This is a genomic window from Rathayibacter sp. AY1D5, from assembly GCF_002932515.1.
In the GTDB taxonomy this organism is placed as follows: domain Bacteria; phylum Actinomycetota; class Actinomycetes; order Actinomycetales; family Microbacteriaceae; genus Rathayibacter.
This window is the reverse complement of sequence record NZ_PSVU01000035.1, coordinates 16,641-40,924: the sequence shown is the minus strand read 5'-3', so window position 1 is coordinate 40,924 and position 24,284 is coordinate 16,641. Positions and strand designations below refer to the sequence as shown.

Genomic DNA, 24,284 nt, shown 5'->3' with positions numbered 1-24,284 from the left:
ACGAGCTGCTCGTGCACGACTTCTACGCCCGCCTCGGCGAGGACGAGCCCTTCTGGATCTCGCCCCGCGAGGCGGCGAGGTCGCTCGCGATCGTCCAGGCCGCCTACGCCCCGAGCGCGCCCGCGCGGATCCCCCACTCCACCCCGAACAAAGGACTCCTCCCATGACCACCGTCCGCCTCGGCATCATCGGATTCGGCGCCCAGGGCTCCTCCTACGCCCGCTTCCTCGCCGACGGCAGGGTGCGCGACCTCGTCGTCACCGCCGTCGCCGACGTCGACCCCGCCCGGGAGGCGGCGGCCGCCGCGCTCGCACCCGGAGCGTCCTTCCACGCCGACCACCGCTCCCTCCTCGCGAGCGGGGAGGTCGACGCCGTCGTCGTCTGCACTCCGCACTACCTCCACCCCGGGATCGGCATCGACGCTCTCGAGCACGGGCTGCACGTGCTGGTCGACAAGCCGGCGGGCGTCTACGCCGCGCAGGTGGCGGAGCTGAACGAGGCCGCCGCCGCCCGTCCCGGGCAGCGCTTCGCGATCATGTTCAACCAGCGGGCTAACCCGCTCTACCGCCGGCTCAAGGAGGTCGTCGACGAGGGCGGGATCGGCCGGATCCTGCGCTCGAACTGGATCATCACGACCTGGTGGCGGCCGCAGGCCTACTTCGACCAGAGCGCGTGGCGCGCGACCTGGGGAGGCGAGGGCGGAGGCGTCCTGGACGATCGCGAGCGACCTCGCCGCCTCGCGGGGCGAGATCCAGAAGGGCTCGTCCTCGCCGAGGCGGGCGTAGAAGTCGTGCACGAGCAGCTCGTGCGAGGCGCCCCAGTACGAGCGCCCGCCGGATCGGCGCTCCGTGTCCGGGACGACCTCGACGGATCCGTCGTCGCGCCGCACGGTGAGGGCACCGCGCAGCGAGACGGTGGCGCGCTCGGTGCGCAGGCGGAGCTCGACCGGCTCGTCCCACGCGTTCGCCACGGTCGCGTAGAGGACGCTGCGCGCGCCGGAGGCGTGGGTGAGCACCAGGTCGGCGGTGTCCTCGACCTCGATCGGCAGCAGGCGCGTGGAGGCGGAGCCGCTCACCGCGGCCACCTCGCCGAGGAGCCACTGCAGGAGGTCGACGGTGTGGATCGCCTGGTTCATCAGCATCCCGCCGCCGCCCTCGGCCCGCATCCCGCGCCAGGGGCGGTCGAGGTAGTAGCCGGGAGTGCGGTGCCAGAGCACGGTCGCGGCCGCACCTGTCACGGCACCCAGGGAGCCGGACGCCAGCAGCTCGCGGAGGCGCTGCACGGGCGGGTTGTAGCGGTTCTGGAAGCAGACGCCGATGCGCGCCCCGCCCCGCTCGGCCGCGGCGATCACCTGCTCGCCCTCGGCGACGGAGGAGGCGAGCGGCTTCTCGAGGAGCACCGCGACGCCGCGGTCCAGGGCCGCGACCGCCAGCGCGGCGTGCGTGCTGTGCGGAGTGCAGACGTGCACGACGTCGGGGCGGACGGAGTCGAGCATCCGGACCGCCTCGGGGAAGCCCGGCACCGCGTGCCTCTCGGCGGCCGCGGCGAGCCGGCCCGGGTCGGTGTCGCAGACCGCCACCAGCTCCGCGCCGGGTGCGGTGCCGATCGCCGCGAGGTGGACGGAGGAGATGTCGCCGCAGCCGATCACCGCCGCGCGGACGGTCATCGCAGGTCGATCCCGAGCGAGGAGGCGAGCCCCCGGAAGGCCCGAGCGGCCACTCCGAACGACTCGGGGCCGGAGAATCCGCCGAGGGCGTCCGTGATCGCGAGGTGCGGCTCCAGCGAGGCGACGCCCGTCCAGCCGTCGTCGCGCAGGGCGGTGAGCGTCTCGCGCAGCTGGCCGTCGCCCTCGCCGGCGGGCACCACGGTGCCGGTCGCGGCCACCGCGTCCTTCACCTGCAGGTAGTCGACGTAGGGCCGCAGCGTCGCCCAGCCGTCGTCGAAGGGCCGCACCCCGCACTGCACGAAGTTCGCGTTGTCCCAGGCGAGGCGCAGGGAGGGCGAGCCGACGGACTCGACCAGGTCGAGGATCCGCTCGGGGACGTCGCCGTAGATGTCCTTCTCGTTCTCGTGCAGCAGCACCACGCCCTCGCGCTCGGCGCGATCGGCGAGCCTGCGCATGCGCAGCAGGACGTCGTCGCGGATGCTCTCGACCGGCACTCCCTCGCCCCGGTAGAACGAGAAGACGCGGATGCTCGGTGTGCCGAGGGCGTGCGCGGCGCGGATGACGCGGTCGAGGCGCGCCACCTCGAGCTCGGGGTCGAGGGCGACGTCGACCTTGCCGATGGGCGAGGCGACGGCCGAGACGGACTGGCCGCCGCGCTCGAGCACGGCGGCGAGGCGGGCGAGGCGCTCGTCGTCGAGGTCGACGACGTTCCGGCCCCAGGCGCTGCGCACCTCGATGCTGTGCGCGCCGAGCGCTCGGAGGACGGCGACCTGGACGACCGGGTCGGGGTCGATCTCGTCGCCGAAGCCGGAGAGGGTCCAGGGTGCGGGGTTCGCGGGTGCGGTCGTCACGGGTGCGGTGGTCACGGTGCGTGCCTCGTTCTCGTCGTCGGGAACCGGCGGGCAGGAGCGCCGCCGTGCCACGACCATACGCGTATTGGCAACCGATTGACAAGATCGGAGACAGGCCTCTACCGTCGGGGGCGTTCCGGGCCGCGGAGACGCCGGCCCCCACCGCGACCGGGAGGACTGCCGTGACCAGGATCGGCGTGCAGGCGATGATGCTGAAGGACGCGTTCGCCTCGGCGGGCGCCTTCGCGACGCTCCGGGAGGTCCGAGCGATCGGCTACCGGTCGGTGGAGATCTCGCAGATCCCGCTGACGGCGGCCACCGTGGCCGAGCTGCAGCGGGCGCGGGACGAGCTCGGCGTCGAGATCGCGGCGATCTCGGCGGGCCTGGCACCGGAAGACTCCCCGGGCGCCGCGCTCGAGGGCGGGCTCGCCGGGATCGTCGCCGACGCCCGTGCGCTCGGCACGCGCACGGTCCGGATCGGCATGCTGCCCGCCTCCGCGGCGGCCTCGCCGGCCGCCCTGCTCGACTTCGCCGACCGCTGCCAGGCCGCCGCGGCGAGGCTCCGCGACGACGGGCTGCGGCTGCTGCTCCACAACCACCACCACGAGTTCGCGCGGCACGGCGGCCGCCTCCTGCTCGACGTCGTCGCCGACCGGGCTCCGCTGCTGGGGCTCGAGCTCGACGTGCACTGGGTGCAGCGGGGCGGGCTCGATCCCGTGACGACGCTGCGCCGGTACGGGGAGCGCGTCGCCCTGGTGCACCTGAAGGACTACCGGGTCGGGCCGCCCGCCGATGTGTCCGGCGGGTGGTCCGTGCACGCCTTCACCTCGAACGTGCAGTTCGCCGAGGTGGGGGAGGGCAACCTCGACTTCCCGGGGATCATCGGGACGAGCCTCGCGCTCGGCGTCGACCACCTCCTCGTCGAGCAGGACGAGCGCTACGGGCGGAGCGCGCTCGACTGCCTGCGGACCTCGCACGCGAACCTCGTCGCAATGGGGTTCTCGGACCTGTTCTGAGGAGCGGCCGAGGCTCCTCCCCAGGGATCGGAGCGGCCCGTAATTCACTGATCAGGGGCCTGGTTCCCCGCCGCGCAGGGCGCGACGTCATGCTCGACCCGTCGACGGAGGAGGTGGCGGCGATGGTCGTTCCTGACAGTGTGCTCGGCGTGACGGCGCTCGTCGCGCTGGTGCTGCCCGGGGTGCTCCACTCCTCCGTGCGGGGCGGCGGGTCCCGCTGGACGACCGCACGGTCTCCGCGCGCCTGTTCGAGGCGGTCCTGGTGAGCATCGCGCTCGACGCGGCGTACCTCGTCGTGGCCGGCGAGGAACTCCTCGCATCCGGGCGCAGCCCCGGAGAAGAAGCAGCCGGATCCGCCGGGGTCCGCCTCCGCTCCGCGGAGCGGAGGACAATGGAGGGACCCCCAGCGAAGGAGACCACCGTGGATCAGCCGCGCATGAACGTCGAGTCGTTCAACCTCGACCACCGCACCGTCGCCGCGCCGTACGTGCGCCTCGCCGACGCGAAGACGCTGCCCGGAGGCGACCACCTCGTCAAGTACGACGTGCGCTTCACCCAGCCCAACCGCGGGCACCTCGAGATGCCCACCGTGCACTCGCTCGAGCACCTGTTCGCCGAGAAGTCCCGCAACCACTCCGACCGCGTGATCGACTTCTCGCCGATGGGCTGCCAGACCGGCTTCTACCTGCTCCTCTCGGGCGAGCCCGAGCTCTCCGAGGTGCTCGGCCTGGTCGAGGCGACGCTCCAGGACATCACCGAGGCCGACGAGGTCCCGGCGGCCAACGAGACCCAGTGCGGCTGGGGCGCCAACCACTCCCTCGAGGGGGCGCAGGAGGCGGCGCGCACGTTCCTCGCGCACCGCTCGGAGTGGGAGACGGTCACCGCGTGAGCACGGCGATCGTCCTGGTCGCGATGGACGAGGAGGCCGCGCCGTTCCTCGCCGCCGCGTCCAGCGCCTCCGAGCCGCGCGCCGTCGGCAACGCGCTGCAGTGGGAGCTCGAGCTCGACTCCCGCGCGGTGCTGCTCGTCCGCACCGGCATCGGCCTCGTCAACGCGGCCGGCGGTCTCACCGCAGCGATCCTTCGGGAGGCCGGCGAGCGGCCGCTCGTGGTGAGCGCGGGGACCGCCGGCGGCCTGGGCGCCGACGTCCGCGTGGGCGAGGTCGTGATCGGCGCCGAGTACGTGCAGACCGACGCCGATGCGCGGGCGTTCGGCTACGCGCTCGGGCAGGTCCCGGGGATGCCCGCCCGTTACTCCGGGGACGACGCGGCGCTCGCCGCGGAGCTCGAGTTGCCCGAGGGGCCCCGGGTGCGCCGCGGCGTGATCGTCTCGAGCGACGTCTTCGTCTCCAGCGCCCACGTGGACCGCGTGCGGAGCGACTTCCCCGGCGCGCTCGCCACCGACATGGAGTCGGTCGCGCTCGCGCAGACGGCGCACGTGCACGGGCTGCCGTTCGTCTCGGTCCGCGGGATCTCGGACCTCTGCGCCCCCGGCGAGTTCGAGGCGCACGTCGACGACGCGGCCGATCGCTCCGTCGCCGTGGTGCGGGCGCTGCTCGGCGGGCTCGGCGTCCGGGACTGACGGACGGGCGGCCCTCCGCGACTGCGCGGAAGGGCCGCCCCGGGGTCAGTCGTTGCCGACGTGCTGGTCGCCGGCCTCCTGGGCCTTGTCGACCTGCCCGGCGAACCTCCCGCCGGTCGCGGAGTCGGCGGCGTCGCCCGCCTTGTCGAGTCCCTTGTCGGTCAGCTCCTCGCCCTTGTCGCTGCTCGCGGCGTTCTTCGCCTTGTCCGCGAGTCCTCCGAGATCCACCATGGGGTCGTTCCTTCCGTCGATGAGCGCCCGTCGAGCAACGGGCCGTCGCCAGTCTCCGCCGCTCGCGGAGGGTCTGCGCGGGGGTTGCGGCTCACGGCCGCGCCGAGGACGATGCGCCTCCGGATCCGCTGTTCCGTTCGTGCCCACGACGCGCCAGAGTGAGCGGTGCGCCCCCGCGCACCGACCCGAGGGAGACCCGATGAAGTACATGCTGATCATGCGCGCGACCGATGCGGCGAAGGAGGCCTACGCCTCCATCCCGTTCGACGAGATCATCACCCGGATGGGGCAGTACAACGAGGCGATGATCGAGGCGGGCGTGCTGCTCTCGGGCGACGGCCTGGCCGACGACGTCGCCTCCTCCGGCTTCGTGGTCGACTTCTCCTCCGAGCCGCCGACCGTCGTCGACGGCGCCTACGGCCCGACCGAGTCGCTCTTCAACGGCTTCTGGATCATCGGGGTCGAATCCAAGGAGCAGGCCCGCGACTGGGCGCTGCGCTGCCCCCTGGTGCCCGGCAACCGCCTCGAGGTGCGCCGGATCACCGACGAGAGCGACTTCGCGGAGTTCGCCGACAACGAGTACGTGCAGAAGGAGGCCGGCTGGCGCGAGGACGAGGCGGCGCGGGCCGCGGGCGCCTGACGCCGCGTCCTGCGGGCGGCCGCGTCCGTCGGGCCCCGCCCGCCGTCGAGCCGCTGCCGTGATCGCCGAGGCGCCGCTCCGTCGGCGGTGTCTCGGCGGCAGGGCGGTGTCTCGATCCCGCCGACGCTCACGCCTCCGTGACGACGCCCGCCTCGACGTGCCAGTGCCGCGTCAGCTGCACCGTCTCGAGCATCCGCCGGTCGTGGGTGACCAGCAGCAGTGTGCCCTCGTACGCCTCGAGCGCCTCCTCCAGCTGCTCGATGGCGACGAGGTCGAGGTGGTTGGTCGGCTCGTCGAGCACCAGGAGGTTCGTGCCGCGGGCCTGGAGGAGCGCCAGGGCGGCCCGCGTCCGCTCGCCCGGCGAGAGCTCGCCGACGCGGCGGCCGACGTGGTCGGCCTTCAGCCCGAACTTCGCCAGCAGCGTGCGGACCTCGGCGGTCGGCCACTCGGGCACCAGCGCCTCGAACGCGTCCGCGAGCGGCACCTCGGCGGCGAGCATCCCGCGGGCCTGATCGATCTCGCCGATCGCCACGCTCGCTCCGAGGGAGGCGCCGCCCTCCTCCGGCTCGGCGCGGCCGAGGAGGAGCGACAGCAGCGTCGACTTGCCGGAGCCGTTGGGCCCGGTGATGCCGATCCGGTCGCCCGCGTCGACCTGGAGCGACACCGGCCCGAGCGTGAAGGCGCCGCGGCGGGCGACCGCGCCGTTCAGCGTCGAGACGACCGAGCTCGAGCGCGGGGCGCTGCCGATCGTGAAGGTGAGCTGCCACTCCTTGCGCGGCTCCTCGACCTCCTCGAGCCGCGCGATCCGGCTCTCCATCTGGCGCACCTTCTGCGCCTGCTTCTCGCTCGACTCCGCCGAGGCCTTGCGGCGGATCTTGTCGTTGTCGGGGGCCTTCTTCATCGCGTTGCGCACGCCCTGGCTCGACCACTCCCGCTGGGTGCGGGCGCGGGAGACCAGGTCGGCCTTCTGCTCGGCGAAGTCCTCGTACTTCTCGCGGCGCTGGCGGCGCGCGGTCTCGCGCTCCTCCAGGAACGCGTCGTAGCCGCCTCCGTAGACCCGGTTGGTGCCCTGCGCGAGATCGAGCTCGAGCACGCGGGTCACGCTGCGGGCGAGGAACTCGCGATCGTGGCTCACGAGGACCGCGCCGCCGCGGAGTCCACGGACGAAGGCCTCCAGGCGCTCCAGGCCGTCGAGGTCGAGGTCGTTGGTCGGCTCGTCGAGCAGCACCACGTCGAAGCGCGAGAGCAGCAGTGCCGCGAGGCCCACCCGCGCCGCCTGCCCGCCGGAGAGGGAGGTCATCGTCGAGGAGGCGGCCGCGGCTCCGAGCGACAGGCCCAGGTCGGCCAGGACGACCGGGGTGCGCTCGTCGAGGTCGGCCGCGCCGCTCGCGAGCCAGCGGTCGAGTGCGAGGGCGTAGCGGTCGGCGATCGAGCCGTCGGGATCGGGGTCGGCCAGGGCGGCGGCGGCGGCGTCGAGCTCGGCGGAGGCCTCGGCGCAGCCGGTGCGGCGCGCGATGTAGCCGGCCACGGTCTCGCCCTCGCGGCGCTCGTGCTCCTGCGGCAGCCAGCCGACGAAGGCGTCGCCCGGCGAGAGAACGACGGAGCCCTCGAGCGGAGCCGTCTCGCCGGCGAGGATGCGCAGGAGCGTCGACTTGCCGGCTCCGTTCGCCCCGACGACGCCCACCACGTCCCCGGGGGCGACCGTCAGGTCGAGTCCGTCGAACAGGGTGCGGTGCGCATAGCCTCCGGAGAGGCCCTTGGCGACGAGGGTGGCGGTCACCGGTCCAGCGTAGGCGCGGGCGACTCGCTAGACGGCCTGGTGATCAGCCGGTCTAGGATGTGCGGATGAGCGACACGAGCCTGCGGAGCGGCGCCGGGTACTGGTACCCGGACGAGTCGTCCACCCGCCGCGCTGTCGAGGTGCTGAGCGCCATGCGCACGTACCGCGTCTCCGAGGTCTCGATGCGCCGCCGCACGCGCGAGCGGATGGCGATGGGCGAGACGGACCTGATCGCCATCCAGTACCTGCTCCGCCAGCAGCGCAAGGGCGAGCTGGTGACCGGCAAGGATCTGGCCTCGCACCTCTCCATCTCGTCCGCGTCGACCACGGTCCTCATCGACCGCCTGGTCCGCAGCGGCCACCTCGTGCGCAAGCCCAACCCGACCGACCGGCGCGGGATCGTCGTGGAGGCGACCGTCGACAGCGATGACGAGGTGCGCGCCACGCTCCAGGAGATGCACCGCCGGATGCTCGAGATCGCCGAGGACCTGGACGCCCCCGAGGCCGAGGTCGTCGTCAACTTCCTCCGCCGGATGAGCGCGGCCGTCGACGAGATCGACGCGGAGCACGGCGACGGGCACGATACGGACGAAGCCGACCCGGCGGAACCCTCCGCGGCGAAATAGCTAGACGGACTAGTAATAAGCCGAGGGGCCTATAGTCTGGCGGCATGGGTCAATTCCTCTACGGCACTCCTCCCGCCGTCATCGAGATCGAGGACCGGACCCTGGCCCACCTCCAGATCGTGATCTACGCGAAGTTCCGACGCGACGAGCGCTTCAGCCTCACCCTCGACTCGATGCCCGAGGGTGCGCGCGGCCGCCACTCCTTCTGGATGAACCCGAACATCGCCCTGCAGTTCCACTTCGCGGGGAGCCGGCAGCCGACGATCAACCCGACCTGGGTCGAGCTCCTGATGGACGCGGCGAACAGCGGCGGCGGGCTGCGCCTGCTCCCCGAGCCCCCGTCCTGACCCGGTCCCGGCGAGGCCGACCCGTCCCGGACGACCACAGGGCTCCCCGCACGACGGTGGATCCGCAGCACCGGCCTCCTGCGATAGCACGTGCCGCCGGCCGCCCCGTCTCCTAGGGTGGAGCGGGCGCCGCGGGGCGCGCGGAGGGCGGGGGACATGCGCAGGACGGTCATCGGAGCGACGGCACTGGCCGGGGTGCTCGCGCTCGCGGGGTGCTCGGCGCCCGCTCCGGCTCCCACGGTCACGGTCACCGTGTTCGCCACGGCGACGCCGACTCCGGTGCCGGACCCGACCGTCACGGCGGCGCTCCCGCAAGCGACGGCCACGGTCTTCGCGCCGGTCCCCGAGGCGACGGTCACGTTCACGCCGAACGCGACGCCGGACATCCCCGAGACCGCCTTCGCGGTCGACAACGGCGCGGTTCCCGGGGCGAACGGCGAGCCGACCCGCGATGGGGAGGGGGACATCGTGAGCTACACCGTGGTGCAGGACGACACGTTCTTCGACATCGCGCAGCGCTTCGGGATCCCGGTGCAGCAGCTGCTCCGGATGAACCCGACGATCGCCGGAGCCGGCGAGGCGGTCTACATCAATGCAGTCGTCAACCTCGACGCGAGCACGCTGGGGTGAGCGGAGCGGCGAGCCGCGGAGGCGGCCGCCCGGAGCGACCCGGCTACTGCGACTTCGGCAGGACGTGGAACGCGACGGCGAGCGATCCCGAGATCATCAGGATGCCGCCGACGAAGAGGAATCCGGCGATGTCGGGCAGCAGGAACGAGTTGCCGAGAACGAGGATCCCGCCGAGGAACAGCACGAACGAGAGGACGACGCCCAGACCAGTCATGCCCTCATCGTACGCAGGTCACGGGAGCAGGAGGTCCGCGAGCTCCTCGGCACCGGACACCAGCGCGATCGTCCCGACCGCCTCGAGCGGCGATCCGTAGCCCCACTCGACCATGATCGTCGGCACGCCGTGGGCTGCGGCGCCCTGCACGTCGTGCTCGCGGTCGCCCACCATCACCGGCGCCGAGAGGTCGACGCCGAGCTCGCGGAGCCGGCGCAGCGCCTCCTCCACGACGTCGGCCTTGGCGCTGCGGACCTCGTCCTCGGAGGCGCCGCAGATCACCGTGAAGTACTGCGCCAGTCCGTAGTGCTCGAGGATGCGCGTGGCCGCCGACTCCGGCTTGGAGGTCGCGAGCGAGAGCGGCACGCCGGCCTCGGCGATGCGCGCGAGCACCTCGGGCAGCCCCGGGTAGACCGAGGAGTCGAACAGCCCGCCCGCGTTGTAGCGGCGGCGATAGACCACGAGCGCGGCCTGCGCCTCCTCGACGGTCATCCCGCCGAGCTCGCGGAACGCCTCGAGCAGCGGAGGGCCGACGTAGGCCAGCAGCTCGGCCGGAGCGGGCACGGGGCGGCCCAGCTCGACGAAGGTCTCGACGAGGGTGCCGGTGATGCCGGGGGCCGAGTCGGTGATCGTGCCGTCGAGGTCGAACAGGATGCAGGACCAGGTGCCGGCTCGCGCGTCGAGGCCGGTGGCGGCGAGGGTCGTGTCGGACATGGCGGGCTCCTGACCTCGGAGGACGGGGTGACGCCGGCGCTGCCCCGCCGGGGGCCACACTCTACGGCCGTTCGGCGTCCAGAGCCCGTTCGACGAACGAACGGGTGACGACCTGGGCGATCGAGCCGGGGTCGAGCTGCACGGCGACGAAGTCGGCGGTGCGGATCAGCGCGAAGGCCTCGCGTCCGGGGAGGACCAGCATCTGCACCCGCGGATGCTGCTGCCGGGGGACCGCGGTGCGCACCTCGTCCGTGGAGGTGAACAGCGGCAGGACCTGCTCCCCGGTGGTCGTCGCGACGGTGCGGACGTGCGGCACGCCTCCGGGCTGGGAGCCCGTGACGTCGACCACGAGGGAGCCGTCGAGGCAGGCCTCGAGCAGCCGGTCGACGGCCTCGGCGGTGGGAGCGGCGACGAGCGCCTCCAGTGCTTCCCGAGCCTCCGCATTGCGGTACGGACCGGGTCGCGCCGGGGGTGCAGGGGGTCCGCCTCGTCGTGCCATGACTCCACGCTAACGAAGACCGGGGCGTGATCGGAATCGCCGGGTCCGGTTCCCGGGAATGCGCGCGATCGGTGTCCGGAATCGTTACGGCCGTCTGCGGACACCGTGTCCTCTATTCGACGGCTGGTGGCGAACAGCTCGATTCCGCCCTGATTGCCTCCGCTTATCCTGAACATTCCCCTCGACATGGCGCGAGAAAGGGACGAATGGCGCCATTCATGGCGCACTCGATTGTGAAAGGGGGTAATGTCTCTTCCGGTCCGGGTCGAGACAGTCCGGTCCCGCGAACTCCAGGAGGAAAAGTGGCCCAGAAGATCACGCTTGTCGACGATATCGACGGAACCCTTATCGATTCCGGTGACGGCGGTACCGTCCGCTTCAGCATCGAGGGCGCCAACTACGAGATCGATCTCGGCCCCGACAACATCGCCGAGCTCCACTCGGCGCTCGAGAAGTTCGTCTCGAGCGCCCGCCGCGTCGGCTCGCGCCCCGCGGCCGCCACGAGCGTCGCGACCGCCTCCAAGAGCGACCCCAAGCAGCTCAAGGCCATCCGCGAGTGGGCGAACGCCAACGGCCACCCGGTCTCCGACCGCGGACGCATCCCCTCCGAGGTCCAGGCCGCCTACCAGGCCGCCCACAAGTAGCGGCCGCCGGGCTCTCGGCCCGGTGAGACGCCGCATTCCCGGGCCTCGCGCCCGGTGAGCGGAAGGTCCCCGTGATCCGATCGCGGGGGCCTTCGCCGTGCCTGTCGCCGCGTCTTCGCCGTGCCTGTCGCCGTGCCTGTCAGAACAGGCGCGTGTGGGAGTCGTCGGTGCCGCGCATGGCCTCGTAGTCGAGCACCACGCAGCGGATTCCGCGGTCCTCGGCGAGAGTCCGCGCCTGCGGCTTGATCTCCTGAGCGGCGAAGACTCCCGTCACCGGGAAGAGGTGCGGATCGCGATTCATCAGCTCGAGATAGCGGGTGAGCTGCTCCACTCCGTCGATCTCGCCGCGGCGCTTGATCTCGACGGCGACGGCGGCTCCCGAGGAATCGCGGGCGAGGATGTCGACCGGGCCGATCGCGGTCATGTACTCGCGCCGGACGAGAGTGTGCCCCTCTCCGAGGAGACCGATCTGCTCGGCGAGAAGGCGCTGGAGATGCGACTCCACTCCGTCCTTCACGAGTCCCGGATCGACGCCGAGCTCGTGCGCCGAATCGTGCAGCACCTCGTGGATCGAGACGACGAGAGCGTCGCCGGTCTTGCGGTGCGCGACGGTCCACTGCTGCGTCACTCCCGCGGCGCGCGCCTCCTCGTCGGGCTCGCCCGTGATCAGCGTGCAGGGAGGGCTCATCCAGTTCAGCGGCTTGTAGGAGCCGCCGTCGGAGTGGATGAGGACGCTCCCGTCGGCCTTGACGAGCAGGAGGCGGGTGGCGAGCGGGAGGTGGGCGCTGAGACGGCCGGTGTAGTCGACGGAGCAGCGCGCGATGACGAGACGCACCCGTCGAGGATAGACGGCGCGGCTCCGGCGGGCTCCCGGCTCAGCGCGCGGCGACGGGAGGCCGGCGGCCGAGCGGAGGAGCGGGCGGCGGCACCGAGAGCGAGGCGCGCAGCGCGACCGCGAACTCGGCCGGCGCCTCCGCCCACGGGTGGTGGCCGCTCGACTCGATGACGGCCAGGCTCGCCTGCGGCAGGAGCGCGGTGAGCGCCTCCAGAGCGGCGACGCCCGTCACCGGATCGTCCTCGCCGCCGAGGACGACCGCGGGGCAGTCGAGGCGCTGCAGAGCGTCGCGGATCGCCGCGGTGTCGTCGGAGCCCGCGGGAGCGGTGTGCTCCTCACGGGGAGCGTGGTCGTCGATCCCGAGCCAGGCGGTGCCGGGGGCGATCAGGAGCAGGTGGGCGACGCGCTCGGGCGCGTCCACGGCGGCGAGCAGGACGGCGCGGCAGCCGGAGTCGTGCGCGGCGAGATCGAGCTCGTCGACGCCGAGGTGACGGCGCAGGTCCTCCACGTCGGCGGCCGTCGTGGCCGGGGGAGCGGGAGGCAGCTCCGCGGAGCCGCCCACTCCGCGCGGGTGCAGCACGAGGACGCGGCGCGTGCAGGCGATCGAGGCGAACGAGCCGAGGTAGGAGGGGTGGCGCTCCGGCTCGCCGGGGACGACCACCAGGGGCCGCCCCTGACCGGCTCCGTGCTCGTCGACGTGGAGCAGGGCGCCGTCGCGCGCTCGGTACCGCATCCGCTCCCCCTCCGCCGCCGTCCTGGGAAGCCTAGGGGGAGGCGCGTCGGGGCGCCCGGGCCGCACGGGGGCTTGCGGCGGCGGCGGTCAGCTCCGCCGGCTGCGGGCGGCGGGGGAGGCGAGCCCCGCCACGACCACCAGGGCCAGAACCAGGAAGAGGGCGTTCAGCAGGCCGTAGTGCTCGCCGAGGAAGCCGATCGCCGGCGGTCCGACCAGGAACGCGACGTAGCCGAGCATCGCCACCGCGCTGACGCGGGCGGCCGAGTGCGGCCCCTCCGCCGCGGCCGACATGCCCACCGGGAAGCCGAGCGAGCAGCCCAGACCCCAGGCGACCGCGCCGACGACGACGAGCGCGTCGACCGGGGCGAGGATGAACAGCAGGATGCCGACGATCGCGAGCCCGGCGGAGGCGCGCAGCACCGGGACGCGGCCGAAGCGGTCGAGCACGGGTCCGCCGATCACGCGTCCGACCGTCATGGCGGCGACGAACACGCCGAACACGACGGCGGCGGTCGTCTTGTCGGTGCCGTGGCCGTCGACCATCGCCAGGGTCAGCCAGTCGTTCGCGGAGCCCTCGGCGAAGGCCATGCCCAGCATGATCAGGCCGATGAGGACGAGGCGGCCGTCGCGCCAGACGCCGAGGGAGGCGGCGACGCGCTCGCGGACCGGCGGCTTCACCGTGGTCGCCGCGCCGGAGGTGTCGAGCTCCTCGCGGACCGGGACGAAGCGGATCGCGATCACCGCGGTCACGGCGATCACCACGGCGATCGCGCCGAGGTGGACGGCGACGGGCACGGCCAGGGCGGAGGCGCCCGCGCCGATCAGTGCGCCGGCCACGGTGCCGAGGCTGAAGAAGGCGTGGAACAGCGGCAGGAGCGTCTTGCCGAAGGCCTTCTCGTTGGCCGCTCCCTCGACGTTCATCATCACGTCGACCGCTCCGTTGCCGAAGCCGAGCATCGCCATGCCGGCGAAGGCCGCGGGGAGGACGCCGATGACGTCGGCCGAGACGCCCAGCACCGCGAGGCCCGCCGCCGAGACGGTGAGGCCGAGCGCCATGCCGCGCCGGGCGCCGATCGCGCCCATGACCGGCGTCGAGAACGCGAGTCCGACGATCGCGCCGATCGACATCGAGAGGATCAGCAGGCCCACTCCGGCGGTCGAGAGCTGGAGCTCGTCGCGGATGGCGGGGGTGCGCGAGACCCAGGTGGCGATCGAGATCCCGCTGAGGACGAAGATCGTGAAGACGGCGTTGCGCCAGGCGACCAGCTGCGGGCGCGTGAGCGCGGACGTCGAGGTCATGGCGGTTCTCCTGGTGCGGGCGGGATCCGGACACCGGATCGAGAGGCACGGTCGAATCGATTCGAAGCGAGCCGGTCTAAGCTATCCGGAACCCCGGGGACGGTCAACCGACGACGAGCGCGCCGCCCCCACGAGGAGGAACGTGGAACCCCGCAAGAGCCCCCGGCCGACGCTCGCCCGCGTCGCGAGCCGGGCCGGAGTGTCCCCCTCCACCGCCTCGCTGGTCTTCAGTGGCTCCGGCCCCGTCTCGGAGGCCACGAAGGAGCGGGTGCTGCGCGCGGCGTCCGAGCTCGACTACGCCGGCCCCGACCCGCGGGCGCGCTCGCTCCGCCGCGGCCGCTCGGGGATCGTGGGGGTCGTCGTGGACGAGCGGATGCTGCACGCGTTCCGCGACCCGATCAAGATCGCCATGCTCGACGGGATCGCCGACGTGCTCGGCGGGGTCGACGCCGGGATCCTGCTGCTCACCGAGACCGGCGACGGCGCGGGCCTGCTGGCGACGGCCCCGGTCGACGCGATGATCCTGGTCGGCTGCAGCCCGTCGGTCGACGACTCCGTCGCCGTGCTGCGCCGCCGGGGGGTGCCGGTCGTCGTGGTCGAGGGCCTCTCGGAGCTGGGCGGCGCCGTGATCTCGCTCGACAACCGCGAGGCCAGCCGCACCCTCGCGGAGCACCTGCGCGAGCTCGGCCACGAGCGGGTCGCGGTGGTCTCGCTCCCGTTCGCGAAGGACCGGCGCCGCGGCGCGATCCCGCCCGGCTGGCGCTCGAGCCCCAGCATCACTCCGGTCGACCGCCTCCTCGGCGTGCAGGACGTCTTCCCGGACGCGTCGGTCGTCGCCGCCGCGGCGAGCTCGGTCGACGAGGGCGTCGCCGCGGGCCGCACGCTGCTCGAGGGGGCGGAGCCGCCGACCGCGGTCGTCGCGCAGAGCGATCTGCTGGCCGCGGGCGTGATCCTCGCGGCGGAGGAGCGCGGGCTGCGCGTGCCCGAGGACCTCTCGGTGGTCGGCTTCGACGGCGTGCAGGTGCCCGGTCTCGCGGCCGAGTACGACCTCACGACGATGGCCCAGCCCGCGGTCGAGAAGGGCCGTGCGGCGGGACGGGCCGCGGTCGCGCTCCTGGCCGACGAGGAGGCGGAGGCGGTCTGCTTCCACGCCGTCTTCCACCGCGGGAACACCAGCGCACCGCCGCGCTGACCGGAGTTGTCCACAGGCTTCTCCACAGGGGAGGAGTGCGGTCAGCGGAGCCAGACGTCGCTGCGGACCCGGAGCCCGAGGGTGACCGCGCGGGCGCCGAGGAAGCCGACGGCGAAGGCGAGCCAGAGCGCGAGGAGGCGCCATTCGGCGGGCGCGGCGGGGGCGAGCAGGGCGAGCGGGACGAAGACGGCGAGGTTCGCGAGGCCGCTGAGCGCCAGGTAGCGGCCGTCGCCGGCGCCGATCAGCACGCCGTCGAGCACGAAGACGTAGCCGCCGAGCGGAGCGGTGAGGCCCACGACCGCGATCGCCGCGGGCAGCAGCCGCAGCACCTCCGGGTCGCTCGAGAAGACGTACGGCAGGACACCGCTCAGACCGGTGACCAGCGCTCCGAGCACTACTCCCGCACCGATTCCCCAGGTCACACAGCGTTTCGTGACGGCTCGGGCCTGCTCGGCGTCGCCCGCGCCGAGGAGGCGGCCCAGCAGAGCCTGCGCGGCGATCGCCACCGCGTCGAGGGCGAAGGCGACCGTCGAGAACAGCGTCATCGCCACCTGGAAGGCGCCCAGCTCCTCCGCCCCGAGCGAGGTGGCGGTCGCGACCGCGAGCAGGATCGCCGCGCGGAGGCTCGCTGTGCGCAGCAGCATCCAGCCGCCGGATCCCGCGGACGAGGCCAGGCCCGCGAGGTGCGGCCGCAGCGGCGCGCCGACCCTCCGGGCGAGCCGCAGCGCGACTCCCGCGTAGGCCGCGAGCATGGCCCACTGCGCGATCACCGTCCCCAATGCGGAGCCGGTTATCCCCAGGCCGGCCGGGTAGATCAGCACGGCGTTGAGAGCGGCGTTGAGGGCGAATCCGCCGGCGGCGATCACCAGCGGAGTGCGGGTGTCCTGGAAGCCGCGGAGGAGCCCGGTGAGCGCGAAGACGCCGAGCATGGCGGGGATCCCGGCCATGCTCACCGCCAGGTACCGCACGCCCGCCTCGGCCACCGCCGGCTCCGCGCCGAAGAGCGCCACGACGGCCGGAGCGGTGAGCGCGCCCACCACGGCGATGCCGGCGCCGAGGAGCAGGGCCAGCCAGCCGCCGTCGATCCCGGCCGCCACGGCCCTCCGCTCGTCGCCCTCGCCGAGGGCCCGGCCGACCCGCGGAGTGGTGCTGTAGGCGAGGAAGACCATCAGGCCGACGATCGTCTGCAGCACCGTGCCGCCCAGCGCGAGCCCGGCGAGCGGGACGGCGCCGAGATGGCCGACCAGGGCGGAGTCGGTGAGCAGGAACAGCGGCTCGGCGACCAGCGAGCCCAGCGCCGGGACGGCGAGCCGGAGGATGCTGCGGTCGAGGGCGGAGGTCACCGCTCGACGCTAGCGGCTGCCGCAGCTCCGGGACGGGCGTACCGTGGGCGGGATGCAGCGCTTCGGGATCGGGCTGGCGGCCGTGGGCCGGCCGGCGTACATCACGGCAGGGCGCGACGACGACCTCGGCCCTGCGGCCGAGCGGAGCGTCGACGCGCTGCGGGAGCGCACGCACCTGCTGCTCGACGCGGCGTGGGACGCCGGCGTCCGCTTCCTCGACGCCGCGCGCTCCTACGGGCGGGCGGAGGAGTTCCTCGGCGGCTGGCTCGCCCGGCACCCCGAGCGGCGGGCGGCGCTCACGATCGAGTCGAAGTGGGGCTACGAGTACGTCGGCGGGTGGGCGATGGATGCGCCGGTGCACGAGCGCAAGGAGCACTCGGTCGTGATGCTCGACCGCCAGTGGCCGCTCACGCTCGACGCGCTCGGCTCGGCGCCCGACTCCTACCTCGTCCACTCGATCACTCCCGAGAGCCCGGCCCTCACCGACCGCCCGCTGCTGGACCGACTGCGCGGCCTCGCCGGCTCCGGAGTGCGCGTCGGCCTCTCCACCAGCGGACCCGAGCAGGCGCGCGTGATCGAGCTCGCCCGCGCGATCCCGGAGTCGCCGTTCAGCGCGGTCCAGAGCACCTGGAACCCGCTCGAGCAGTCCGCGGGCCGGGCGCTCGCCGCCGCGCACGACGACGGCTGGCTGGTGGTGGTCAAGGAGGCCCTCGCCAACGGGAGGCTCGTGGCGCACCCGATCGAGCACGCCGGCGCCGCGCCGGACGCCGTCGCCCTGGGGGCCGTCCTCGCGCAGCCCTGGGCCGACGTCGTGCTGAGCGGCGCGGCGACTCCGGAGCAGCTGCGGGCCAACCTGCGCGCGCAGCCCCGGGAGCTCCCGGACCTCCCGGCGCTCGCCGTGGATCCGGCCCGCTACTGGGCCGAGCGCTCCGCTCTCGACTGGACCTGAGAGCACTCGAACGAAGTGAGGCGTGCGCTCCGGCGCCGCACGGGATGGCGTTCCTCTCAGCGCCCCGTCTGCCCTCTCTGCGAGGGCTGGCGCGCGGATCGGCCCTCGTGATATCCCCCGAGGGGATCCGCCCCGGCCCGCCACCCCTCTTCGAGTGCGGGCGAATCGAGCTTTCCTCCGCACCCTTCCGAGCACCTCCGCCGGTCCTAGCGTGACGCGCAGGTCGTCGATGCGGCCGGCTCGCCATCACCCCCAGGCGAGCGTTCGATCCTCGATCCGACGCCCAGCGGAGTGCCCCCATGTCCCGTGCCCGAACAGTCCTCCTCGTCACCGCCGCCCTCGTCGCGGGCCTGCTCACGGCGCCGAGCGCCGCGTTGGCCGCGACTCCCGGGACCAGTCCCGTGACGGGCTTCGAGAGCGGCTCGCCCGCGCTCACGACGGTGACCGGCACGGCCTCCACGGCCGTCTCCGACGACAGCACGGAGGGCGACTCGTCGCTCGAGGTCTCGTACGACGTCACCGGGGGGCTCGCCGAGCTCGGCTTCGACCCGCTGCAGGCGCCCGTCATCCCCGCGCCCGCCTCGGCCCTGACGGTCGACCTCCGCGGCGACGGCTCCTACAACACCGTCTACCTGCGGGTCCGCGACACGAGCGGCGAGACCTTCGTGCACCGCGTCGACGCGATGCGCTCGACCCAGTGGCAGACGCTCACCGTGGACCTGACCGCGGAGCCGGTGGCCCGCGACGGCGGCGACGGCAACGGAGTCATGGACGCGCCGCTCACCGTGGCCGGCGTCCTCGTGGTCCGCAACGGCGAGCAGCCGCCGACCGGCACGTTCGCCCTCGACGACCTGCGCGCGGACACCACCGGCTGGACCCTCCCCGTCGCCGCGTCGACCTACGTCGCCGCCGGGGCGAGAGCCGCGCTCTCCTTCGACGCCGGATCCGCGGGCGACTGGGAGCTGCGGCTCGCGGACGCCGCCGGGCTCTCGCGCACCCTCACCGGCACGGCCGCCGCGGCGGGTCCCGTCGCCGTCGACTGGGACGGACGCGACGACTCCGGAGCCGCGATGACCGGCGACGTGCGCGCGGTGCTCCGCCAGGACGACTCGGCCGACGGCTCCCTCGGCGCCGCGACGACGACCGGCGTCCCGTTCCTGCTCACCCTGGCCGCGGCCGACGACCCCGATGCGACCTCGGTGGTCGAGGCCTTCGACGGCGGAGACGCCGGCTGGGGAGTCGCCACCGGATCCGCCACCCTGCGCCGCGCCTCCGCGGCCGGGGGAGGCGCGACCGGCACCGAGGGCACCGACGCGCTCGCCGTCGACTACGACCTCACCGACGGCATGGCCGGCATCACGCGGACCGCTCCGCTCGACGTCGCCACCGGCCCGGTCACGGGGCTGAAGGTCGACCTCAAGGGCGACGGCAGCTACAACACGGTCTACCTCCGCGTCACCGACGCGAGCGGCGAGGCGTTCACCTACCGGATGGACGCGATGCGGCAGACCACGTGGACCACGGTGCCCATCGACCTCACCCAGGACCCGGTGCTCGCCGAGGGCGGCAACGCCGACTCCGTGCTTGACATGCCGCTGACGCTGACCGGCTTCTACGTCGTGCGCAACGGCGAGCAGTCCGCCACCGGCTCGCTCGTGCTCGACAACCTGCGCGCGGTGAGCAGCCGGTGGACGATGCCGGTCGCCGACACCGAGTTCCTCGTGCCGTCGGAGGGCGGAGTCGCGAGCCTCGCGTTCTCGGCCGCCACGGCCGGCGACTGGATGATCGTCCTCCGCGACGGCACCGGCCGCAGCCGCTCCCTCATCGGCACCCTCGCGGAGCCCGGCGAGACCGCCGTGCAGTGGGACGGGAAGGCCGACGACGGCCAGGAGATGGACGGCCCGATCCGCAGCACCTTCCTGCAGGACTCGACCCCGGACGGGCAGTTCTCCGCGTCGCGGACCCGCTCGGCGACTCCGACCCTGCTGACCGTCGCCGCGGCGCAGCCGTCGACGACCAGCGTGGTCGAGGGCTTCGAGGGCGCGGCGTCGGGCTGGAGCGTCGCGATGGGCTCGGCGGCCGTCTCGCGCACCAGCGCGCAGAAGACCCAGGGCTCCTACGCGCAGCGGATCGACTACGACGTCTCGTCGGGCCTGGTCGAGACGGTGCAGAGCACCCCCGCGACCGTGATCGCGAAGCCGGCCTCGTCGCTCCGGATCGACCTCAAGGGCGACGGCACCTACAACACCGTCTACACGCGCCTCCGCGACGCCTCGGGCGAGACCTTCACCTACCGGCTCGACGCGATGCGCTCGACGGCGTGGGCGACGATCGACGTCGACCTCACCGCCCCGGCCGCGCTGATCGAGGGCGGCGACGGCGACCAGGTGCTCGACTTCCCGGTGAAGCTCTCCGGCGTGATCATCGTGCGCAACGGCAGTCAGCCCGCCACCGGGACCGTCGTGCTCGACAACCTGCGCACCCTCGCCACCGGCTGGTCGCTGCCGACGGCCGCGACCGCGTTCTTCACCCCCGGCGCCTCGGCGACCACCTCGTTCTCCTTCACCGCGGCAGGCCCGGGCGACCACCGCCTCGAGCTGCGCGACAAGGAGGGGCGCGTGAAGACGATCACCGGGCGTGCGGCCGCGGCCGGCCCGGTCACCCTGACCTGGGACGGCTCGGACGACTCCGGAACCCGCATGCGCGGCGACGTCAGCGGCGTCTTCTCGCAGGACGGGACGGACGACGGCGTCCTCGCCTCGAACGCCACCCGCAGCGGGATCCCGCTCCTGCTGACCCTCGCCGAGATCGACGCGGACGCGAGCCTCGCGCAGTCCTTCGACTCCGCCGGGACGGACTGGGTGCAGGCCGCCGGCACCGCGACCCCCTCGACCTCGGCCACCCGCACGGAGGGCTCGGGCGCGCTGAGGATCGCCTACGACCTCTCCCGCGCCGACGCCGAGATCGAGACCGCGACGACTCCGGTGCCGCTGCTGACGCAGCCCGCGACCGCGCTCAAGGTCGACCTGCTCGGCGACAGCAGCTGGAACACCGTGTTCCTCAAGCTGCGCGACGCCACCGGCGAGATGTTCTTCTACCGCGTCGACGCGATGAGCCTCAGCCGGTGGACGACCGCGACGATCGACCTCCGGTCGCCCGCCGCGAACACCCACCTCGGCAACGACGACGGCGTGCTCGACTACCCGGTCTCGCTGGTGCGGATCAACGTGGTGCGGAACGGCGCCTCGGCCCCCGCCACCGGCACCGTCGTGCTCGACAACCTGCGCGTCCTCGACAAGGACTGGACGCTGCCGACCGCGAGCGGCGCGCGCTTCTCGCGCGAGAACGCCGCGACCACGACCGTCCGCTTCACGGCGGGCGGGCCCGGCGACTACGCCCTGGTGCTGCGCGACAGCGCCGGCCGCACCCGCACCTACGGCGGGACCGCCGCCGCCGCGGGCGAGATCACCGCGACCTACGACGGCACCGACGACAGCGGAGCCGCGATGGCGGGCAGCATCGCCAGCCGCCTCACCTGGGACACGACCGCCGACGGCGCGCTCTCGGGAGCCGCCACGGCGACCCGCCCCTACCTCACCGGAGTGAGCGCCCGGGTCACCGAGGCGTCGCCCACGTCGATCAGCGGCATCAACAGCTTCCTCACCGAGCAGGACTCGCCCGTCGAGGCCGACCGGCAGGCCGCCCTCCTCGAGGACGCGCAGGTGCGCTGGGCCCGCGAGGAGTTCGAGTGGAAGCGCGTCGAGCCGCGGAAGGGCTTCTACGACTGGGCGAAGTTCGACCAGGCCGTAGCGATCAGCCAGGCGCGCAACGTCGACATGATCGGCAAGCTCGCCTACTCGGCGCCCTGGGCCTCGTCGGCCCCGGCCGGCACCGCGGCGGAGGACGCCCAGTACTACCCGCCGCGCAGCAACGCCGACTTCGCGTCGTACGCTGCGGCGACCGTGGCCCGGTTCAAGGACCGCGTGCACGTCTGGGAGGTGTGGAACGAGCCGAACACCGACTACTACTGGCGCGGAGGCGCCACGGCCGGCCAGTACGGCGAGATGCTCAAGGCCGCGTACACGGCGATCAAGGCCGTGGACCCGACCGCGACCGTGCTGGTCGGCGGGCTCGACCAGTTCAGCGATCCGTTCATGGCCGGGGTGCTGGCGGCCGGGGCCGGCGACTCCTTCGACGGACTCGCGATCCACACCTACACGGTCGACGGGGCGCCGGAGACCGGAGCGATCCCGACCTACCTCGACGCGGCGCAGAACTTCCTCACCCGCAGCGCGCCGGGCCGGAGCCTGTGGATCACCGAGGTCAGCTGGGCGACCTGCACCACCTGCGTCGGCGCCACCAGCGAGGCCGACCAGGCGTCGTACCTCTCGCGCTCCTACCTCGACGCCGCGGCCCGCGGGATCAAGGCGATCGCCTGGTACAACCTCGTCGGAGGCCCCGACCCGCAGGCGCCGCTGGACACCTTCTCGGTGACCGAGCGCTCCGGACGGCAGAAGCCCGCGTACGCGGCGCTGAAGGAGGTCGGCGCGGTCCTCGCGACCGGCACCGCGGTCGGCCGGGCGAGCGCGACCGCCTCCGCCTCGCCGGTGACGGTCGACGACCTCTCCTCCACGAGCGGGTGGGCCGTGGCGCCGATCGGCGGCGGGACCGCCTCGCTGGCCGCGACGTCGACCGGCTACTCCGGCTCGGGCGCGCTGAAGCTGACGTACGACTTCTCCGGCGCCTCGAAGGGCGCGCAGCTGCACACCTCGCGCACCCTCCCCGGCTCGCCGACAGCGGTCTCGGTCCGGGTCAGCGGCGACGCGAGCACCAGCCCCGTCTACCTGAAGCTGCAGGATGCGACCGGGGAGACCTTCCAGGGCCTCGTCGGCAACGTCGGCGGCTCGCCGTGGCAGAAGATGACGCTGTTCTCGGACGGGCTGAACGCCAACTACACGCACTCCGGCGGTGACGGCGACGGGGTGTGGGACTACCCGGTGAAGCTCGTGGACGCCTTCGTCTACAAGGCGACGTCGGGCGTCTCCGCCGGCACGGTCTCGATCGACGACGTGACGGCCGACTACGGAGTGAACCTGCACGGGACGGTGCTGCAGACGCCGACCGAGACGGTGCAGGCGCTCTACACCGCGGGCCCGTCGACGGCCTCGGTGCAGGTCTCGGGGGCGACGGTGTCGATCCGGACCACCGCGGGCAGCACAGCGCTGGCCGTCGCCGACGGCCACGCGACCGCGACGCTCGGCCGGACGCCGGCGTTCGTGGTCTCGGCGCCCGCGGTGACCCGCCCCGGCGGCACGACGACCCTCGACTGGATGACCGGCGACGGCGCGACGACCAGCGTCGCGGTGCTCACGGCGTCCGGCGGAGTCGCGAAGCAGCTGACCTCGTCGATCCGCCACCTCGCGGGCCGGCAGACCCTCGCCTGGGACGGACGCCTGACGAACGGCGCCGTCGCCCCGGCCGGGTCGTACAGCATGCGCATCACGACGACGACGCCCGACGGACGCACCAGCGTGCAGAAGGTCGCGTTCACGCAGCCCTGACGCGGATCGCTGCGGGCGGCCGCCTCGACTTCTGGAGTCTCGGGACGGCCGCCCCCCACGACTCTCCAGGAGTCGTCGCAGTGGGGTGCCGAGTGCGACAGATCCTGGACAGTGGGCGGCAGGCATCCCTCGATGGCGGACGCCCGGGCGCCTCAGGACCAGTCGCCCTCGCCTGTGCCGAGGCGCTCGCGGCCGACCTCGGTGATCGGGACAGCCGCGAGGCTGGTGAGGCCGATGCCGAGGAGCGTCGCCCGAGGTGCGCCGGACGCGCCGAGCAGGGCCATCCCCTCCAGCACCGCGCAGAAGTAGGCGCCGAGCGCCTCCGGATCGGCGGAGGCGTCGATCTCGCCCGCCGTCCGCGCGTCGTCGATGCAGGCCGCGTAGTGCGAGCGCATCGCGTCGAACGCGGTCGCGACCGTCGCCGCGATCTCAGGGTCGCGCGCCGAGAGCTCCACCGCGGTCCGGGTGAACAGGGACGGAGCCGACTGCGCCGCGCCGTGCTCGACCGCCACCCTCACGAGCTGCGACCGGATGCGCGCCAGCGGGCTCTCGGTTCCGTGGCGGATCGTCTCCACGGCGTCGACCGCCTCGGCGGTGTCGCTGAGGAACGCCCGCATGAAGAGCTCCTTCTTGCCTCCGAACGCGTTGTAGAGGCTCTGCCGCGCCAGGCCGGTCGCCTCGAGCAGCGTGTCGAGCGAGGTGCCCGCGTACCCGGTCTCGGCGAAGGCCGTCCGTGCGCGGGCGACGACGTCGGCCTCGTCGAAGGTGCGGGGTCGGGGCATGATCGTCCTCCTGGTCGGGTGGCCCGTCCATCCTGACCCACCGCGCGGGGTCCGCGGGCCGGGCGGCGGATCGGAGGGACGGGCGCGCGGGTCGGGGTCCGAGGCTCCGGGTCCGGGGTCCGGGGCTTCGGGTCCAGGCTCGGGTTCGCGC

General features: G+C 73.5%; 22 protein-coding genes and 2 pseudogenes. 12 read left to right on the top strand and 12 right to left on the bottom strand.

Going from position 1 to position 24,284, the window contains the following annotated elements:
- Positions 1 to 163: 163 nt before the first annotated feature.
- Positions 164 to 454: pseudogene (locus C5C82_RS18070) on the top strand (Gfo/Idh/MocA family protein); the annotation flags it as partial.
- A gap of 309 nt (positions 455 to 763) precedes the next feature.
- On the opposite strand, the pseudogene C5C82_RS17865 reads toward C5C82_RS18070, so the two are convergent.
- A pseudogene (locus C5C82_RS17865) lies at positions 764 to 1,666 on the bottom strand (Gfo/Idh/MocA family protein); the annotation flags it as partial.
- Entirely contained in the window at positions 1,663 to 2,532 is an 870-nt protein-coding gene (locus C5C82_RS17860; RefSeq protein WP_258066093.1) for a sugar phosphate isomerase/epimerase, read from the bottom strand. The gene C5C82_RS17860 and the pseudogene C5C82_RS17865, both read right to left, overlap by 4 nt.
- A 167-nt stretch (positions 2,533 to 2,699) precedes the next feature.
- Between C5C82_RS17860 and C5C82_RS11715 the strand changes: the two genes are divergently transcribed.
- From C5C82_RS11715 to mtnN, 3 genes are all read left to right on the top strand, one after another.
- A complete protein-coding gene (locus C5C82_RS11715) occupies positions 2,700 to 3,533 on the top strand; it encodes a sugar phosphate isomerase/epimerase (protein ID WP_258066091.1) in 834 nt (277 codons plus the stop codon).
- A gap of 436 nt (positions 3,534 to 3,969) precedes the next feature.
- Positions 3,970 to 4,422, top strand: a complete 453-nt coding sequence (locus C5C82_RS11710) for an S-ribosylhomocysteine lyase (protein WP_104222722.1) — start codon at positions 3,970 to 3,972, stop codon at positions 4,420 to 4,422.
- Positions 4,419 to 5,114, top strand: a complete 696-nt coding sequence (gene mtnN, locus C5C82_RS11705) for a 5'-methylthioadenosine/S-adenosylhomocysteine nucleosidase (RefSeq protein WP_258063852.1) — start codon at positions 4,419 to 4,421, stop codon at positions 5,112 to 5,114. The genes C5C82_RS11710 and mtnN overlap by 4 nt, the downstream gene beginning before the upstream one ends.
- Before the next feature lie 45 nt (positions 5,115 to 5,159).
- On the opposite strand, the gene C5C82_RS11700 is transcribed toward mtnN, so the two are convergent.
- Positions 5,160 to 5,345 (bottom strand): antitoxin, encoded by a 186-nt coding sequence (locus C5C82_RS11700; RefSeq protein WP_104255664.1) that lies wholly within the window; start codon positions 5,343 to 5,345, stop codon positions 5,160 to 5,162.
- Positions 5,346 to 5,544: 199 nt separating this feature from the next.
- On the opposite strand from C5C82_RS11700, the gene C5C82_RS11695 reads away from it, so the two are divergent.
- Positions 5,545 to 5,985: a YciI family protein gene (locus tag C5C82_RS11695; RefSeq protein WP_104355109.1), complete on the top strand. Its 441-nt coding sequence runs from the start codon at positions 5,545 to 5,547 to the stop codon at positions 5,983 to 5,985.
- A gap of 127 nt (positions 5,986 to 6,112) precedes the next feature.
- Here C5C82_RS11695 and C5C82_RS11690 read toward each other — a convergent pair whose 3' ends face one another.
- Positions 6,113 to 7,765, bottom strand: coding sequence for an ABC-F family ATP-binding cassette domain-containing protein (locus C5C82_RS11690; RefSeq protein WP_104346297.1), 1,653 nt, complete (start codon positions 7,763 to 7,765; stop codon positions 6,113 to 6,115).
- Between the two features lie 65 nt (positions 7,766 to 7,830).
- Here C5C82_RS11690 and C5C82_RS11685 point away from each other — a divergent pair, with 65 nt between their 5' ends.
- From C5C82_RS11685 to C5C82_RS11675, 3 genes are all read left to right on the top strand, one after another.
- The gene (locus C5C82_RS11685; RefSeq protein WP_104256423.1) at positions 7,831 to 8,391 is read left to right on the top strand and encodes a MarR family winged helix-turn-helix transcriptional regulator; all 561 of its coding nucleotides are present in this window, start codon (positions 7,831 to 7,833) and stop codon (positions 8,389 to 8,391) included.
- 44 nt (positions 8,392 to 8,435) lie between these two features.
- On the top strand, positions 8,436 to 8,738 hold the full coding sequence (locus tag C5C82_RS11680; protein WP_104225758.1) for an ATP-dependent DNA ligase: 303 nt from the start codon (positions 8,436 to 8,438) through the stop codon (positions 8,736 to 8,738).
- Between the two features lie 156 nt (positions 8,739 to 8,894).
- Complete coding sequence (locus tag C5C82_RS11675) at positions 8,895 to 9,368, top strand: LysM domain-containing protein (protein ID WP_104346298.1); 474 nt, start codon at positions 8,895 to 8,897, stop codon at positions 9,366 to 9,368.
- A 43-nt stretch (positions 9,369 to 9,411) separates the two neighbouring features.
- Here the strand turns inward: C5C82_RS11675 and C5C82_RS17625 are convergent, their stop codons facing one another.
- From C5C82_RS17625 to C5C82_RS11665, 3 genes are all read right to left on the bottom strand, one after another.
- The gene (locus tag C5C82_RS17625) at positions 9,412 to 9,582 is read right to left on the bottom strand and encodes a hypothetical protein (RefSeq protein WP_159911733.1); all 171 of its coding nucleotides are present in this window, start codon (positions 9,580 to 9,582) and stop codon (positions 9,412 to 9,414) included.
- 18 nt (positions 9,583 to 9,600) lie between these two features.
- Positions 9,601 to 10,296 (bottom strand): HAD hydrolase-like protein, encoded by a 696-nt coding sequence (locus C5C82_RS11670; RefSeq protein WP_104222626.1) that lies wholly within the window; start codon positions 10,294 to 10,296, stop codon positions 9,601 to 9,603.
- A gap of 61 nt (positions 10,297 to 10,357) precedes the next feature.
- Positions 10,358 to 10,795 carry an SseB family protein gene (locus C5C82_RS11665; RefSeq protein WP_104355108.1) on the bottom strand — a complete coding sequence of 146 codons (438 nt, stop codon included), beginning with the start codon at positions 10,793 to 10,795 and terminating at the stop codon, positions 10,358 to 10,360.
- A 302-nt stretch (positions 10,796 to 11,097) separates the two neighbouring features.
- Here C5C82_RS11665 and C5C82_RS11660 point away from each other — a divergent pair, with 302 nt between their 5' ends.
- Complete coding sequence (locus tag C5C82_RS11660) at positions 11,098 to 11,439, top strand: Lsr2 family protein (RefSeq protein WP_104222624.1); 342 nt, start codon at positions 11,098 to 11,100, stop codon at positions 11,437 to 11,439.
- 139 nt (positions 11,440 to 11,578) lie between these two features.
- On the opposite strand, the gene nucS is transcribed toward C5C82_RS11660, so the two are convergent.
- From nucS to C5C82_RS11645, 3 genes are all read right to left on the bottom strand, one after another.
- Positions 11,579 to 12,274 (bottom strand): endonuclease NucS, encoded by a 696-nt coding sequence (gene nucS / locus C5C82_RS11655; RefSeq protein WP_104222623.1) that lies wholly within the window; start codon positions 12,272 to 12,274, stop codon positions 11,579 to 11,581.
- A 40-nt stretch (positions 12,275 to 12,314) separates the two neighbouring features.
- The gene (locus C5C82_RS11650; protein ID WP_104257964.1) at positions 12,315 to 13,007 is read right to left on the bottom strand and encodes an alpha/beta fold hydrolase; all 693 of its coding nucleotides are present in this window, start codon (positions 13,005 to 13,007) and stop codon (positions 12,315 to 12,317) included.
- An 87-nt stretch (positions 13,008 to 13,094) separates the two neighbouring features.
- Positions 13,095 to 14,306, bottom strand: a complete 1,212-nt coding sequence (locus C5C82_RS11645; protein ID WP_104225755.1) for an MFS transporter — start codon at positions 14,304 to 14,306, stop codon at positions 13,095 to 13,097.
- A gap of 142 nt (positions 14,307 to 14,448) precedes the next feature.
- Here C5C82_RS11645 and C5C82_RS11640 point away from each other — a divergent pair, with 142 nt between their 5' ends.
- Positions 14,449 to 15,498: a LacI family DNA-binding transcriptional regulator gene (locus tag C5C82_RS11640; RefSeq protein ID WP_244230542.1), complete on the top strand. Its 1,050-nt coding sequence runs from the start codon at positions 14,449 to 14,451 to the stop codon at positions 15,496 to 15,498.
- 41 nt (positions 15,499 to 15,539) lie between these two features.
- Here the strand turns inward: C5C82_RS11640 and C5C82_RS11635 are convergent, their stop codons facing one another.
- Positions 15,540 to 16,841: an MATE family efflux transporter gene (locus C5C82_RS11635; RefSeq protein WP_104222620.1), complete on the bottom strand. Its 1,302-nt coding sequence runs from the start codon at positions 16,839 to 16,841 to the stop codon at positions 15,540 to 15,542.
- 52 nt (positions 16,842 to 16,893) lie between these two features.
- Between C5C82_RS11635 and C5C82_RS11630 the strand changes: the two genes are divergently transcribed.
- Together C5C82_RS11630 and C5C82_RS17310 are read left to right on the top strand one after the other, a co-directional pair.
- A complete protein-coding gene (locus C5C82_RS11630; protein WP_104355113.1) occupies positions 16,894 to 17,790 on the top strand; it encodes an aldo/keto reductase in 897 nt (298 codons plus the stop codon).
- 299 nt (positions 17,791 to 18,089) lie between these two features.
- The gene (locus tag C5C82_RS17310; RefSeq protein ID WP_146085985.1) at positions 18,090 to 23,351 is read left to right on the top strand and encodes a FlgD immunoglobulin-like domain containing protein; all 5,262 of its coding nucleotides are present in this window, start codon (positions 18,090 to 18,092) and stop codon (positions 23,349 to 23,351) included.
- A 152-nt stretch (positions 23,352 to 23,503) separates the two neighbouring features.
- On the opposite strand, the gene C5C82_RS11620 is transcribed toward C5C82_RS17310, so the two are convergent.
- A complete protein-coding gene (locus tag C5C82_RS11620) occupies positions 23,504 to 24,133 on the bottom strand; it encodes a TetR/AcrR family transcriptional regulator (RefSeq protein WP_104250281.1) in 630 nt (209 codons plus the stop codon).
- Between the last annotated feature and the right edge of the window lie 151 nt (positions 24,134 to 24,284).

What these genes read in the sequence shown, in the direction of transcription:
- C5C82_RS11700 (WP_104255664.1), bottom strand. Translation starts at nt 5,345, where the DNA reads ATGGTGGATCTCGGAGGACTCGCGGACAAGGCGAAGAACGCCGCGAGC.
- C5C82_RS11675 (WP_104346298.1), top strand. Translation starts at nt 8,895, where the DNA reads ATGCGCAGGACGGTCATCGGAGCGACGGCACTGGCCGGGGTGCTCGCG.
- C5C82_RS11650 (WP_104257964.1), bottom strand. Translation starts at nt 13,007, where the DNA reads ATGCGGTACCGAGCGCGCGACGGCGCCCTGCTCCACGTCGACGAGCAC.
- C5C82_RS11665 (WP_104355108.1), bottom strand. Translation starts at nt 10,795, where the DNA reads ATGGCACGACGAGGCGGACCCCCTGCACCCCCGGCGCGACCCGGTCCG.
- C5C82_RS11695 (WP_104355109.1), top strand. Translation starts at nt 5,545, where the DNA reads ATGAAGTACATGCTGATCATGCGCGCGACCGATGCGGCGAAGGAGGCC.
- C5C82_RS11630 (WP_104355113.1), top strand. Translation starts at nt 16,894, where the DNA reads ATGCAGCGCTTCGGGATCGGGCTGGCGGCCGTGGGCCGGCCGGCGTAC.
- C5C82_RS11620 (WP_104250281.1), bottom strand. Translation starts at nt 24,133, where the DNA reads ATGCCCCGACCCCGCACCTTCGACGAGGCCGACGTCGTCGCCCGCGCA.
- C5C82_RS11710 (WP_104222722.1), top strand. Translation starts at nt 3,970, where the DNA reads ATGAACGTCGAGTCGTTCAACCTCGACCACCGCACCGTCGCCGCGCCG.
- C5C82_RS11685 (WP_104256423.1), top strand. Translation starts at nt 7,831, where the DNA reads ATGAGCGACACGAGCCTGCGGAGCGGCGCCGGGTACTGGTACCCGGAC.
- C5C82_RS11670 (WP_104222626.1), bottom strand. Translation starts at nt 10,296, where the DNA reads ATGTCCGACACGACCCTCGCCGCCACCGGCCTCGACGCGCGAGCCGGC.
- C5C82_RS11680 (WP_104225758.1), top strand. Translation starts at nt 8,436, where the DNA reads ATGGGTCAATTCCTCTACGGCACTCCTCCCGCCGTCATCGAGATCGAG.
- C5C82_RS17310 (WP_146085985.1), top strand. Translation starts at nt 18,090, where the DNA reads ATGTCCCGTGCCCGAACAGTCCTCCTCGTCACCGCCGCCCTCGTCGCG.
- C5C82_RS11645 (WP_104225755.1), bottom strand. Translation starts at nt 14,306, where the DNA reads ATGACCTCGACGTCCGCGCTCACGCGCCCGCAGCTGGTCGCCTGGCGC.
- C5C82_RS17625 (WP_159911733.1), bottom strand. Translation starts at nt 9,582, where the DNA reads ATGACTGGTCTGGGCGTCGTCCTCTCGTTCGTGCTGTTCCTCGGCGGG.